Annotated in this window: 13 protein-coding genes; 9 read left to right on the forward strand and 4 right to left on the reverse strand. The window is 37.0% G+C overall.

All coding sequences use genetic code 11. The features are described 5' to 3' along the window. Positions 1–2: 2 nt before the first annotated feature. Positions 3–1,637 carry an ABC transporter substrate-binding protein gene (locus tag ACVWYG_RS05170; RefSeq protein WP_457269088.1) on the reverse strand — a complete coding sequence of 545 codons (1,635 nt, stop codon included), beginning with the start codon at positions 1,635–1,637 and terminating at the stop codon, positions 3–5. Positions 1,638–1,676: 39 nt separating this feature from the next. On the opposite strand from ACVWYG_RS05170, the gene ACVWYG_RS05175 reads away from it, so the two are divergent. The 3 genes from ACVWYG_RS05175 (at position 1,677) to ACVWYG_RS05185 (ending at position 4,428) form a co-directional block, all read left to right on the forward strand. Continuing rightward, complete coding sequence (locus tag ACVWYG_RS05175; RefSeq protein ID WP_457269089.1) at positions 1,677–2,129, forward strand: hypothetical protein; 453 nt, start codon at positions 1,677–1,679, stop codon at positions 2,127–2,129. Positions 2,130–2,560: 431 nt separating this feature from the next. Continuing rightward, a complete protein-coding gene (eno, locus tag ACVWYG_RS05180; protein ID WP_457269090.1) occupies positions 2,561–3,856 on the forward strand; it encodes a phosphopyruvate hydratase in 1,296 nt (431 codons plus the stop codon). 275 nt (positions 3,857–4,131) lie between these two features. Then, positions 4,132–4,428, forward strand: a complete 297-nt coding sequence (locus ACVWYG_RS05185) for an FtsB family cell division protein (protein WP_457269091.1) — start codon at positions 4,132–4,134, stop codon at positions 4,426–4,428. A gap of 266 nt (positions 4,429–4,694) precedes the next feature. Here ACVWYG_RS05185 and ACVWYG_RS05190 read toward each other — a convergent pair whose 3' ends face one another. The 3 genes from ACVWYG_RS05190 to ACVWYG_RS05200 form a co-directional block, all read right to left on the reverse strand. Next, positions 4,695–5,051 (reverse strand): hypothetical protein, encoded by a 357-nt coding sequence (locus tag ACVWYG_RS05190; protein WP_457269092.1) that lies wholly within the window; start codon positions 5,049–5,051, stop codon positions 4,695–4,697. 254 nt (positions 5,052–5,305) lie between these two features. After that, entirely contained in the window at positions 5,306–6,148 is an 843-nt protein-coding gene (locus tag ACVWYG_RS05195; RefSeq protein WP_457269093.1) for a glycoside hydrolase family 25 protein, read from the reverse strand. 90 nt (positions 6,149–6,238) lie between these two features. Further along, complete coding sequence (locus ACVWYG_RS05200; RefSeq protein ID WP_457269094.1) at positions 6,239–8,323, reverse strand: hypothetical protein; 2,085 nt, start codon at positions 8,321–8,323, stop codon at positions 6,239–6,241. A 224-nt stretch (positions 8,324–8,547) separates the two neighbouring features. Between ACVWYG_RS05200 and ACVWYG_RS05205 the strand changes: the two genes are divergently transcribed. The 6 genes from ACVWYG_RS05205 to accC all read left to right on the forward strand — a co-directional run bounded on the left by ACVWYG_RS05205 (position 8,548) and on the right by accC (position 13,334). Then, positions 8,548–9,078 carry a YceD family protein gene (locus ACVWYG_RS05205; RefSeq protein ID WP_457269095.1) on the forward strand — a complete coding sequence of 177 codons (531 nt, stop codon included), beginning with the start codon at positions 8,548–8,550 and terminating at the stop codon, positions 9,076–9,078. A gap of 9 nt (positions 9,079–9,087) precedes the next feature. After that, positions 9,088–9,279, forward strand: a complete 192-nt coding sequence (rpmF, locus tag ACVWYG_RS05210; RefSeq protein WP_457269096.1) for a 50S ribosomal protein L32 — start codon at positions 9,088–9,090, stop codon at positions 9,277–9,279. Between the two features lie 99 nt (positions 9,280–9,378). Beyond that, positions 9,379–10,314 (forward strand): phosphate acyltransferase PlsX, encoded by a 936-nt coding sequence (gene plsX / locus ACVWYG_RS05215; RefSeq protein ID WP_457269097.1) that lies wholly within the window; start codon positions 9,379–9,381, stop codon positions 10,312–10,314. 6 nt (positions 10,315–10,320) lie between these two features. Further along, entirely contained in the window at positions 10,321–11,319 is a 999-nt protein-coding gene (locus ACVWYG_RS05220; RefSeq protein WP_457269098.1) for a beta-ketoacyl-ACP synthase III, read from the forward strand. A gap of 110 nt (positions 11,320–11,429) precedes the next feature. Continuing rightward, positions 11,430–11,906 (forward strand): acetyl-CoA carboxylase biotin carboxyl carrier protein, encoded by a 477-nt coding sequence (gene accB, locus ACVWYG_RS05225; protein WP_457269099.1) that lies wholly within the window; start codon positions 11,430–11,432, stop codon positions 11,904–11,906. 87 nt (positions 11,907–11,993) lie between these two features. After that, a complete protein-coding gene (gene accC, locus ACVWYG_RS05230; RefSeq protein WP_457269100.1) occupies positions 11,994–13,334 on the forward strand; it encodes an acetyl-CoA carboxylase biotin carboxylase subunit in 1,341 nt (446 codons plus the stop codon). The last annotated feature ends 66 nt before the right edge of the window (positions 13,335–13,400 follow it).

Raw genomic sequence — 13,400 nt, forward strand, 5'->3', positions numbered from 1 at the left:
GGTTAGTTTTTTCTAACCTTTTTTAGGATGAGCAGACTAAGCGGATTGTAATTATAGCCGCTTACGCTGTTCTGTAACATCACCACAGATTGATCGTAAAATATGGGAACCACCGCCGAATCATCCATAACGAGTTGATCCATTTGTTGGTAAAGCTTAAAACGCTTTTGATCGTCTGGTTCGTTATAACTTTGTTCAAAAAGTTTATCAAATTTTTTGTTATAAAAAGCCGTATAGTTTGGGCCAAAAGGGACTTTGTTTTTGGAATAAAAAACAGACAGGAAATTTTCTCCGTCTGCATAATCGGCTATCCAAGAACCTCTAAAAAAGTTCACATGGTTTTTCGCCATTAATTCTCTCAGGCTTGTACTAGGACTTACATCTACCTTTGTCTGTATTCCAATTGCAATTAAAGAACCTTGAATAAATTCAATTAAATCTTTATAAGTGGTGGTCGTATTTAAGGTAATTTCAGGTAGTCCTTTGCCATTCGGAAATCCTGCCTCTGTCAATAGTTTTGCAGCTAAAGTAGGATTGTAGTCATACCCTTTTACAAGGTCGTCATCAAAGCCGGGCATTCCCTTCGGAATAAAACCACTTGTGGCGGCAATGCCAATTCCATTCCGCAAATATTTAATTAACTGTGCTCTGTCTATGGAATAATTTATGGCTTGCCTTACTTTTTTAAATCTTAAAGGGGAGCTTTTAACGATGGCGAGATTTGTATCTACCAGAATACCCACATATTCGGTACATAGGTAGGGACTTTTTCTAAGTTGGAATTTGCCTTGATATTTTTTCGTCATCCGGCCACTTTTGGTCAGAATGTCATCGCGATAGCTGCCATCCACACTGTAATAAAAGTCGAGGTCTTTTTTTAAAAAACTCATAAATCCGCTTTGTTTATCGTTAATGAATGTTGCGGTTACAGCGTCTAAATAAGGGAGAACTTTTCCAAGGCTATCGCTTTCAAAATAGTGGTCGTTTTTTAACAGTACTAAAATCTCACCTTCCTTCCAATACTTAAATTTAAATGGCCCAGTTCCCACAGGATGGCTTCTAAAGTCTTTACCATAATGCGTTACCACCTCTTTTGGTACAACCGAACAGTATTGAGAAGTGAGTAGATTCATCAGCGGAGGAAACGGTTTAGTTAATCTTATTTGAAAAGTGCTGTCATTTAAAGACACAAAACTGTGCTCATTTTCAACCTTGTCGCTAAAAATCCATCCGCCCGAGGAGGCAACTTTTGGATCTATCAGCCTATAAAAACTGTATGCAAAATCGCTTGCCAAGACGTTTCTGCCTTTTCCATTTTTGAAATTTGGATCGTTTTGAAAAAACACGTCCGTTCTAAGGTGAAATGTGTAGGTTTTGGCGTTTGAACTCACCTCCCAGCTTTTTGCAATACAAGGCACAGTTTTTAAATTACTGTCTATCTGAACCAAACCATTAAAGATTTGGTTTGTCATCCAAATTGCGTTTTGATTGCGGGCAAATGCCGGATCTAATGAGGTAAGCCCTTGATCTAGATTTAGCCTGAACACCCTTTTATTTTCCTGGCTGGCGTTGTTTTTGCAGGCTACAGATAAAACAATAGCATAGAAATAAAATATATAGCTAATAAGCTTTTTCATGCTGCCAGATTATTATTTTTGTAAAAAAAAAAACACACAATGGCTTTTTTAGATCATTTAACGATAAACTTATTGCCTGCTAAGATAGAAGAATTAACAGAACGTTTGGAGCTGGTAGAACATAAAATTAAGTTTATGGATAAGCCACCAGTTACTTGTGTAAACGCAGACGGATCACCTAATTTTTATCTTTCTGAGGAAATTGCAATTGCAGGTGGAATGGTTGGAAGAGATGTATTTGCTGCGATATTTCTTATTTTTTATGAGCCTGAAAAAACGCTTATTGACTTGATGCGCGAAGTACCGGCAGCTTTAAATCCGGAATGGCCTGCCGTTAAAAATAACAGAGTGATTTTATTAAATGACGACATAAATAGATCGCTAACGGCCGAAAATGCGGTTTCACTTATAGAAGATATGGCGGAAATGATTCATCCTGGAACATTTATATTTGGGCATGAAGGGCATAAATGGATTCGATTTTCGGTGTAGTTAATTCGACGACCATATTTATTGGAGTCTAAAAACTTGGTTTCGGTTTGCAAGAAATATCTAATCATAATATGGTGATAATTTTGTTTATTTTCTCAATTAAGAAAGATGCAATCAATAGCGTAAGAGCGCTCCGGTTTTATAATTAACGATTGGACAATGGGTATGTTCAATCGGCTTTGTAGTAGGAAATTTTTGTAAATCGAGCTTTTTTAAATTCCACTCTCGTTTTTTCAATGAAACCGACTAAATGATATCTATTGAAACAGACTTGGATTTTGCTTTTTCTGCGGTCTGATATCTTAAAAAGCTTCTAAAACCCGATAAAGTTTACGAAACACAATAATTTTAAAAAATATGTTAACTTTGGTTTTAACTTAGTAATTGTACTTTTTACACTAAGTAAAATAATCAAAAAAAGACAGAAAAAAATGAGTTCAATAATCAATGTGCATGCACGCCAGATTTTAGACAGTCGTGGCAACCCAACAGTAGAAGTAGAAGTAGTAACAGAAGCGGGCGCCATGGGCCGTGCAGCTGTGCCAAGTGGCGCATCTACAGGTAAACACGAAGCAGTAGAGCTGCGCGATGACGACAAAAAAGTTTACATGGGCAAGGGCGTATTAAAAGCTATTGAAAATGTAAATACCAAAATTAGCAAGGCTTTGCAAGGCATAGATGTGTTTGAGCAAAACGAGATAGATAAGATTATGATTGCCTTAGATGGCAGCGAAAACAAAGGTAAACTCGGTGCAAATGCTATTTTAGGCGTTTCTTTAGCCGCTGCGAAGGCAGCTGCGCAAGAAAGTTTGCAACCGCTTTATAGGTATGTTGGTGGTGTAAATGCCAATACATTGCCTATACCGATGATGAATATTATTAACGGTGGTTCGCACTCTGATGCGCCTATTGCTTTCCAAGAATTTATGATTATGCCCGTTGGGGCCTCTTCATTTTCTGAAGCATTGCGTTGGGGAACAGAAGTTTTCCATACGTTGAAGAAAATTTTACATGATAGAAATTTATCTACCGCAGTTGGAGATGAAGGTGGTTTTGCACCAAAATTCGATAGCACCGAAGATGCAATTGAAACCGTTTTAAAGGCAATTGAAAAAGCTGGTTATAAGCCTGGTAAAGACATTTGCTTGGCTTTAGATTGCGCTGCTGCAGAATTTTATGAAGGCGGTAAATATGATTACACTAAATTTGAAGGTAAGAAAGGCGCAGTTCGCAGCAGTGAAGAGCAGGCACAATATCTTGCAGATTTAGCAGCAAAATATCCAATTATCTCTATCGAAGATGGGATGGATGAAGACGACTGGAAAGGTTGGAAAACATTAACAGATAAAATTGGCGACAAAGTTCAGTTAGTGGGTGACGATTTATTTGTGACCAATGTAACTCGCTTACAAAGAGGCATCGACGAGAAAATTGCCAATTCTATTTTGGTGAAAGTAAATCAAATTGGTTCATTAACGGAAACAATTAATGCAGTTACTTTAGCCCAAACAAACGGTTATACAACCGTAATGAGTCATAGAAGTGGAGAGACCGAAGATACAACAATTGCAGATTTAGCTGTTGCATTAAACTGTGGACAAATTAAAACAGGTTCTGCGTCTCGTTCTGATAGAATTGCGAAATACAATCAGTTGTTACGTATCGAAGAAGAACTTGGCGAAAATGCTCGTTTTATAGGTAAAAATTTCAAATATTACAAGAAATAAATGTGTTATGCCAGGCTTGTTAAAGGATTTTATAGCAGTGTTTTAACAGGTTAGTGCGAGCATCGCCTTATTTTAGTAGTTTGAAAAACAAGATTGCAAAACATCCGAGGGTTAAAACCTCCGGATGTTTTTTTTGTTGAGGGCAACGGATAAATTTTCTTTAATTCAAAATGGCTTATTTTTCCGCAGCTTCTTTAACTTTACAATGAGAAATCGCCTTTAATTATCGTTGATAAAACTCTATATTTGTATAACCATTTAAATACCCCCAATAAATGCAACGGTTAATAGATCTTTTTCGGAACAAATATTTCTTAGCGACTTTGGCTTTCTTTTTCTGGATTATGTTTTTCGATAAAAACGACATGATGTCGCAATACGAGTATCGGACAGAAGCCAATAAACTTCAGAACGAAAAGGAATATTACGAGAAAGAAACTGCACAGGTTAAAACCGATTTGACCGAACTGAGTACCAACCTAAATACTGCCGAGAAATTCGCCCGAGAAAAATACTTCATGAAAAAAGACAACGAAGATGTTTTTGTAATAATTAGGGAAGAAAAGAAGTAAGGTTTAGGGTTTAGAATCAACTCTTTTAACCAAAAATTGGGTTATTTTCTTTCAATTTTTTGAAAACGAGACACGCTACGACATTAGAAAATTCTGCCCCGCACTCCACTGTATCTTTTACCTCTAATCGTTAAAAACCCTTACGGGTAAAAGGATATCGTTTCAGTCGGGTTTAAGAATTTACTGCTGTGCAATTAACACAGGTTTCATTAGCAGCGGCCAAACAAACCTTAATCAATCAGTCTAAAAATCGCAATAAACTCTATTTAATGCATAACATTATTCAGCAATAGACTAAATGCACCGAGTAGAAGGTATGGCAAAAGCGTAAAAATTACGACTACATAGAATGATTTATTCCAACTAAGATCTGTTAAACTATAAATAGCTCTAAATAATATGCTAGCTGGAGAAGAATATATAGCGAACGTAATAATTATACTCTGTGAAAACTGTTCATCTCCAAACTTAAACGGTATAAGTATGAAGCCATATAGAATAGAGATTGGTAGTAGAGAATAAACAACAACCAGTTCTGCATTAGGCACATCCATCGAATTGCCAAATTTTTCTAATAAAAAAACCAACAGAAGGCCGGCTAATTTAATTATGTAAGTAGCCACAAAAAAAGCTATTGGTAATAAAAAACAAGAGCCAAGTATATAGCCCAACATGGTATCTTGCTTGTCGAAAAACAACGTTTTTGTCCAACCAAGATTGCTATTGCTATAAGTAAATTTTTTTGGCTATTTCCTGAACGATTAACTATATAAGAAAATGTACGTTCGGGATGTATGGACAAACATTTGAGCGTAAACCAAAGATTTTTTATTGCGAGCATATTAGGTTAGATATCAATCAAATATAAATAGCTAATTTATTTAACCAATATTTTTTCAAAAGCAATGCTATCGCCGTTAAATGCATTAAAATCTACTACGTGGTTAATTCCGTTAATTTTAGCTCGATCAGAATGCTGCCAAAATTTCCATCTACTTTTATCAACTCTTAATTTTGGTTGATGATAATGCGCTATCCATAACGGATATTCGTCAAAATCTCCGCGTATATAATTTTCATAAAACCGCAATCCCGTATAAATCACCGGTCTTATCTTTGTTTTCAATTCTATATAATTTAGATAATCACCCAGCGCTGTTCGCATTTTTTGGGGAGAAACCCCATCTAAACTTTCTACATCTACCACCGGCGGTAAATCTCCTATATCTACACTAGCAACTTGCAGAAAAAATTTCGCTTGTGCTTTCCCATCAAGTTTAGGCCTAAAGAAATGATATGCACCGCGTACAATGCCTGCTTTTGGGGCTTCGCGCCAGTTGCGCTTAAAATAAGGATCTACATTCAGCAAGCCTTCTGTAGCTTTTATAAACGAAAATTGAATGTGCACTTCGTCTTCTCTCATTTCTTTAACCTTCTTCCAATCTATTTTACCCTGGTAATAGGAAACATCAATACCATGAATCTTATAATTTATCGGAATTTTTATATGAAAGCTTTTATACCTTCGATAATTTGGATTTTGTCGCCAATCCTTTACCATCTGTAAAGTGCTTGCAAAGCCTTTTATAATGTATCCATAATAAAAGGGCGACAGTAAAAACATTAGCACAACCACCAATGTAACTTTCCATCGGTTGGATAGTTCCCGCCTTCGTTTTTTCTTCTTTCTAGTCTTCAACCTAGGTTTTGTTGTTTCCATTTCTAAGAGTAAAAATTTGCCAATGGTTAGACATATTATTTGGCAATTGCAGCTTAGTTATTGTGGGTGGATTAATTAATTTGTGAAACACTAAATTGCACCATTCCGTTTTCTTAAAAACCACTCGGTACTTAGCAACGCTAGAATAAAAGCAAATAACCATTTCAGGTTTATAAGCGCTACATACTGCCGATCTTCGTAGCTAATGGTCTTAATATTCTCATTTTTAGAGACTTCATCCGCAATTTTCATTAGGTTTTCTGGCATAAACATTTTGCCTCCACTTTGCTTCGCCATTGCATTTAGCAACCTATGGTCTGCAGTGGTCTGTATATACTCAGTCAACACAGATGTAATATAAAATCCTCCTATCGCCGAAAATTTTTCCTTACCTAGTGTCGTATTTCCTGTAAAAGTGTAGTTTCCAGGTGGCAAATTGACCATGCTCAATCGATAACCAAGTGTCGATTTGGAAAAGACATAATTGAAACTTTTACCGGTTTGGTTTTTTAAAACTAGATTTACTTCAGGCTCATTTATTGGTTGGTAGCTTTTGTTATAGAGCGTTGCATTTAAATTAACCTCTTCATTTTCTTCATATCTAGGTTTTAGGGCAGCTATTTTAAAACGTCTCTTATCATCTTTTGCAGCCAGGTATTGAACCGTTTTAAAAATTAGATCCTGGACAAAACCAGAAGTGTCTTCATTTTCGGCCTCATTCAATTTCCATCTCCAAAGTCCCTCGCCCATTAAAAATCCGAATTTCTGCTCATTTTCATCAGTAAAGAAGAGCAGTGGTGAATTTGTACTTATCTTACCGATGCGCTGATTTAGGATAGCGGTTGTACTTGTAGAGGCATTTATCCGTCCAAAAGGACTCAAAAGGGGATCTAACCTGCTCATTAATTTCTCTTCGCCTTGCCCCAAATTAAAGGCGGTAAAATTATCTGTTAAGACCGGATATGTTTCTTGTAAACTTCTGTTTGTTGCATCTAAATTTACCGATTTCTGAAATTGATTAAATCCAGTTATATCTGTTTGTCCACCTAAAATAAACCAAGTCGGCTTTTGTGCTTCGCGCAAATTGATGAAAAAATTCTTGTATAAATTATTAGCGTCTGGCAATTGATAAAGGATTATCACATCGAAAGTTTTCGGCTTTAACTCATTCAGCTGAGCTGCAAGAGCGAGCGTAACTTCAAAATGCTTATTGCTAGAGATAGCATTTTTTAACACTGCTAAATCTGGATGAGGCGCGCCAGCTGCCAAAAGCACCTTTTGAGACCCGCCAATTACCTCAACATAAAAAGTTTGAGAATTGTTTTTGGTTGTAATTTCATTTTTTAATGGATTAATTTCTACCGTAAATTTCTGCAGTCCTAGTCTATCTGCTTTAATTTTTAGAGAAATGGTTTGGAAAAATGCCTTTCCCCTAATTAAAATATTTCGCCTCTGTATGGTTTTTCCGTTTGAAGCTAAAGCTAGTTGTGCTGATTCTCCATCACCACCAAAAATTTTAACCAGCACCTCTGCGGTAAAATTATCATTTTGGTAAACGATATTGTTATAATTTACCCCTTCAACAACTGCATCCCGTTTTGGCATCGTGTCTCCAAGCGCTATTGTGTAGACGGGCGATTTTAAATTTTCCAAACCATAAAGTGGATTGGAACCCTTATTAAATATTCCATCGGTTGCTAAAATAACTGCTCCTATATTTCTATTTACATATTCTTCCTTAATTTTTTTAAAAAAAGCTGATCCGTCGGTTAGTTTTGACTGATACGAAAAATCAAAATCTTCGCCAATTTGGTCGCCAAAATGATAGGTTTGTACATCGAACTTTTTTGATAAGGCTTTTTGTAAAGCTTTAAAATTACTTTGATACAGTTGTCTATCGAAACCCTTCGGCTCCACTTGCTTAATAGAAATCGAATTGTCTTGACCAATAATCAGTACTGGTTTCTGCAAGGTATATTCTGTAAACTTTAATAATGGCGCAAACAGCAAAAAAGCAATAACTGCTACCAACAGGGTTCTAATTACCGACAAACTAACTTTATATTTTTTGTCTAAGCTGCTTTTAGTTGTATAGAGCAGCCAGGCATACAGCACGCCCAATAATAAACATCCCAGCAGAAAAAAAATGGTAGCGATAGAAAAAGTGCTCATCATAATTGATAAAGATGATCATTTTGCTGCCTTTTTTAAAAATAAAATTAGATTACATACCTGTAGGCCCAAACATAATATCCACCAAAGAAAAAAACAGGGTGGTTAAAAAAATATTTGAGTTATCTATATCTTATAAAAAACAAAGTGAAGCCGCACTGATTTATAAAAACATTTTTAATCTCGTAAATTTATCCATACATTTGCAGGCTAAAATTTGAAGTACTTTGAAACCGTTAAAACAATTTTCAATCCCTTTTACCGGCCTTAAACTTGGAGTTCATCAATTTGATTATCAACTTGATGACTCGTTTTTTGACGCATTTGATTATTCGTTGATAAAAAGTGGGGATTTGAAAGTAAACGTGGAATTGGAGAAGCAAGAAACAATGTTGCTGTTAAATTTTAAAATTTTTGGTACTGTAAATTTAAACTGCGATAAGTGTTTAAGTAATTTTCCATTGCCGATAAGTGTTGAAGAAAGGCAAATTGTAAAGTTTGCCGGTGATGATTTGGAAAGCGACGATGAGGAGATCATCAGTTTACACCGTAAAGAAGCTGAAATAGATATTTCTAAAGTTCTTTATGAAATGATAAATGTGAGTGTGCCTTTTATTAAGCATTGTGAGCAAGCGGGACTTAGTTGCGATGAGGAAATGATTGCGCGATTGGAACAGCTAAGTTTAACGCACCAGAAAGAAGAAGAAAAAACATCCGACCCACGTTGGGAGGCTCTTAATAAGTTAAAAAATAATTAAAAAAATAACATGGCACATCCAAAACGGAAAATCTCGAAACAGAGAAAAAATAAAAGAAGAACACATTATAAAGCGGTATTGCCTTCTTTGTCAACTTGCTCAGCTACAGGTGCTATACATGTTCCTCACCGTGCCTACAACGTTGATGGGAATTTATATTACAACGGTAAACTTGTAATTGAGAACACTCAAATTGGGTAATATTCTCAAAAAATTGTTTGTGTTTTCGACTTCTTTAGTCATACCTTAGTCTTTTATAACCCTAGGTAGCGCCTAACTTAAATACATACATATTTTTCTATGAAAATAGGTCTTGACATCATGGGCGGAGACCATGCTCCCAAAGCAATTGTTTTGGGAGCCATTGCTGCCCATAAATATTTAAAGGCTGATGAGCATTTGGTGCTTATTGGTAATGCAAATCAGATTAAACCAATTCTAGCGGAAGAAGGTTTCAATCCTGATCATTTTGAGTTTGTACATACCGAAGAAGTTATTGGTATGGGCGAACATCCTACCAAAGCCATTATACAGAAACCCAATTCCAGTATTGCTGTTGGTTTTAGCCTACTTAAAGGTGGAAAACTTGATGCTTTTGCAAGCGCCGGAAATTCCGGAGCCATGCTTGTTGGCGCGCTTTACAGCGTAAAAGCAATCCCTGGTATTCATAGACCTTGCTTAACGACCATTCTTCCTAAAATAAAAGGGGGAACTGGCCTTATGTTAGATGTTGGTGCAAACGCAGATTGCAAACCTGAGTATTTGCCGCAATTTGGCATTCTTGGTAGCATTTATGCCACACACATGATGCAGCTACAAAACCCCAAAGTTGGCCTCATCAATATTGGAGAAGAAGACGAGAAAGGAAATTTATTAAGTATGGCCGCTTTTCCTTTAATGAAAAATAGTACCTTTAACTTTATAGGCAATGTAGAGGGTAGAGATTTGTTTAACGACATTGCAGACGTAATTGTTTGCGACGGGTTTACGGGAAACATTATGCTTAAAATGGCCGAATCATTCTACGTACTAACATTAAAAATAGGTCTCAAAGACGATTTTTTCGACCGTTTTAATTATGAACAATATGGTGGAAGTCCGATTTTAGGCGTAAATGCGCCAGTAGTTATTGGACACGGAATATCTAGTCCAACTGCCGTAAAAAATATGATCTTTCAATCTAGAGATATGATTTACACTAAATTGGTAGACAAAATAACATTTGCGTTTAAATAAATAAAAATGAGTAAAATTCACGCTGCTATCACAGCAGTAAATGGCTATGTTCCTGATTATGTACTTACCAATGCAGAATTAGAGACCATGGTGGATACTTCTGATGAATGGATAACCTCCAGAACTGGTATAAAAGAAAGAAGGGTTTTAAAAGGTGAAGGACTTGGAACGTCTGATATGGCGGTGCACGCTGTAAATGGTTTGCTCAAGAAAAGAGGAATAGATGCAAAAGAAATAGAGCTTATTATTTTTTGTACCACCACACCCGATTTTACATTTCCAGCAACAGCAAACGTATTGGCAGATAAAATAGGGGCTATAAACGCATGGGGTTATGACTTGCAGGCAGCGTGTTCGGGATTTATCTTTGGTCTATCAACAGGTGCAGCATTTATCGAGTCTGGTAAACATAAAAAAGTTCTTGTTGTGGGTGGTGATAAAATGTCTGCCATCGTAAATTATAAAGATCGAAGTACCTGCATTATTTTTGGTGACGGTTGCGGTTGCGCATTGTTAGAGCCAAATGAGGAAGGTTTTGGAATGTTAGATACCATTTTAAGGACAGATGGATCTGGGAGGGATTATCTTGGCATGAAGGGTGGTGGCTCTGTTATTCCTGCAACCCACGAGAGTATAGATGCAGATTTACATTATGCGCACCAAGAGGGACCTGTTGTTTTTAAATTTGCAGTTACAAATATGGCAGATGTTGCTGCAGAGATTATGGAACGAAACAAACTTACCGCAGATGATGTCGCATGGCTTGTGCCGCACCAGGCTAACAAACGCATTATAGATGCAACTGCCAACAGGATGGGCGTGGGAACGGATAAGGTTATGATTAATATAGAACGTTATGGAAATACTACAAACGGAACCATTCCACTTTGTTTATGGGAGTGGGAAACTAAGTTGAAAAAAGGCGATAACATTATTTTAGCGGCTTTTGGAGGCGGTTTTACGTGGGGTTCCGTTTATCTAAAATGGGCATATGATTCCGTGTAATCACCAATTAAAAACAAAACAGAAAAAATTTTTTGCAGTCACAAATTAAAATAAAAAAGTATAACTTAGTTTTTTAATCAAGACTATTTTTGACAAAACAAGCTTAAAAAATGGACATCAAACAAATACAAGACCTCATTAAATTTGTTGCTAAATCGGGCGTAAACGAAGTTGCCATTGAGCAAGAAAACTTCAAAATTACCATCAAAACAAATCAAGAACATACGGTGGTGCATGCTGGTTTTCCACAAGCGCCACTTCTTCAGGCAGCTGCTCCGGTAGCAGCAGCACCAACCGCAGATGCTGCATCAGCTGCAGCTGTTGCCGCTAGTGCAGAGGAATCTAATTTTATCACCATAAAATCGCCAATGATTGGCACATTTTATCGTTCATCAAGTCCTGATAAGCCCCTGTTTGTAAATGTTGGCGATGATGTTTCGCCAGGAAAAGTGCTTTGTATTATTGAAGCAATGAAACTTTTTAACGAGATAGAAAGCGAAGTTTCTGGCCGAATTGTCAAGATTTTGGTGGACAATTCATCGCCCATCGAATACGATCAGCCGTTATTTTTAGTAGAGCCATTTTAAACAAACCGTCGTGCTGAACTAGTTTCAGCATTTTTCATTTACAGATAAAGACCTCAGATAAACCGAGGCGACGAAAATAAACACATTATGTTTAAAAAAATATTAATTGCAAACCGGGGTGAAATAGCGTTGCGCATCATCCGGACGTGCAAGGAGATGGGTATAAAAACTGTCGCGGTTTATTCTACTGCAGACAGGGAAAGTTTACATGTTCGCTTTGCCGATGAGGCCGTTTGCATTGGCCCACCACCTAGTAAAGACTCTTACCTAAATATTCCAAATATTATCTCGGCAGCAGAATTGACTAATGCTGATGCAATACATCCTGGTTATGGCTTTCTCTCTGAAAACGCTCGATTTTCCAACATATGTAGGGAATACAACATCAAATTTATTGGAGCAACACCAGAGCAGATTAATGGTATGGGAGATAAAGCTTCCGCAAAGGAAACCATGAAAAAAGCAGGTGTACCGACTATTCCAGGCTCTGAGGGATTGCTTACAACTATTAAAGAAGGCATTAAAATAGCCAACGAAATGGGTTATCCCATCATATTAAAGGCAACTGCAGGCGGCGGAGGGAAGGGCATGCGAGTAGTTTGGAAAGATGAAGAGTTTGAACATGCTTGGGATAGCGCCAAACAAGAGTCTGGTGCAGCTTTTGGAAATGATGGATTATACCTAGAAAAATACATCGAAGATCCGCGTCATATTGAGATTCAAATTATTGGAGATCAGTATGGAACAGCCTGCCATTTATCAGAAAGAGATTGTTCGATCCAACGTCGCCATCAAAAGTTGGTAGAGGAATCACCATCACCATTTATGACCGATGAACTTAGGTTGAGGATGGGTGAAGCAGCTATAAAAGGCGCTGTTGCTGTACAATATGAAGGAGCCGGCACTATTGAATTCTTGGTTGATAAACATCGTAATTTCTATTTCATGGAAATGAATACCCGAATCCAGGTAGAACATCCGGTAACAGAAGAGGTAATAAATTTCGATTTAATTAAGGAACAGATAAAAGTGGCTGCAGGTATTCCTATTTCTGGGAAAAACTATTTCCCGGACATGCATGCCATCGAGTGTCGCATAAATGCAGAAGATCCTTTTAATGGTTTTCGTCCATCGCCGGGTAGAATCACCAATTTCCATTCTCCAGGAGGGCACGGCGTTCGTGTTGACACGCATGTTTATGCAGGCTATCAGATTCCGCCAAATTACGACTCTATGATTGCTAAACTGATTTGTGTGGCACAATCTAGAGAAGAGGCCATCTGCACAATGGAGCGCGCTTTAGGGGAATTTGTAATTGAAGGCGTAAAAACAACCATTCCGTTTCATATGCAATTAATGAAAGACCCAAACTTTAGAGCCGGAAATTTTACGACGAAGTTTATGGAAACCTTCGAATTTTCAGAATAAGAAGTATTTACGCATTATTCTTAAACTATTTTTATCTTTACCACGTAGATACCATTCTAGCATAAA

This window comes from Pedobacter sp. UYEF25 (genome assembly GCF_054061655.1).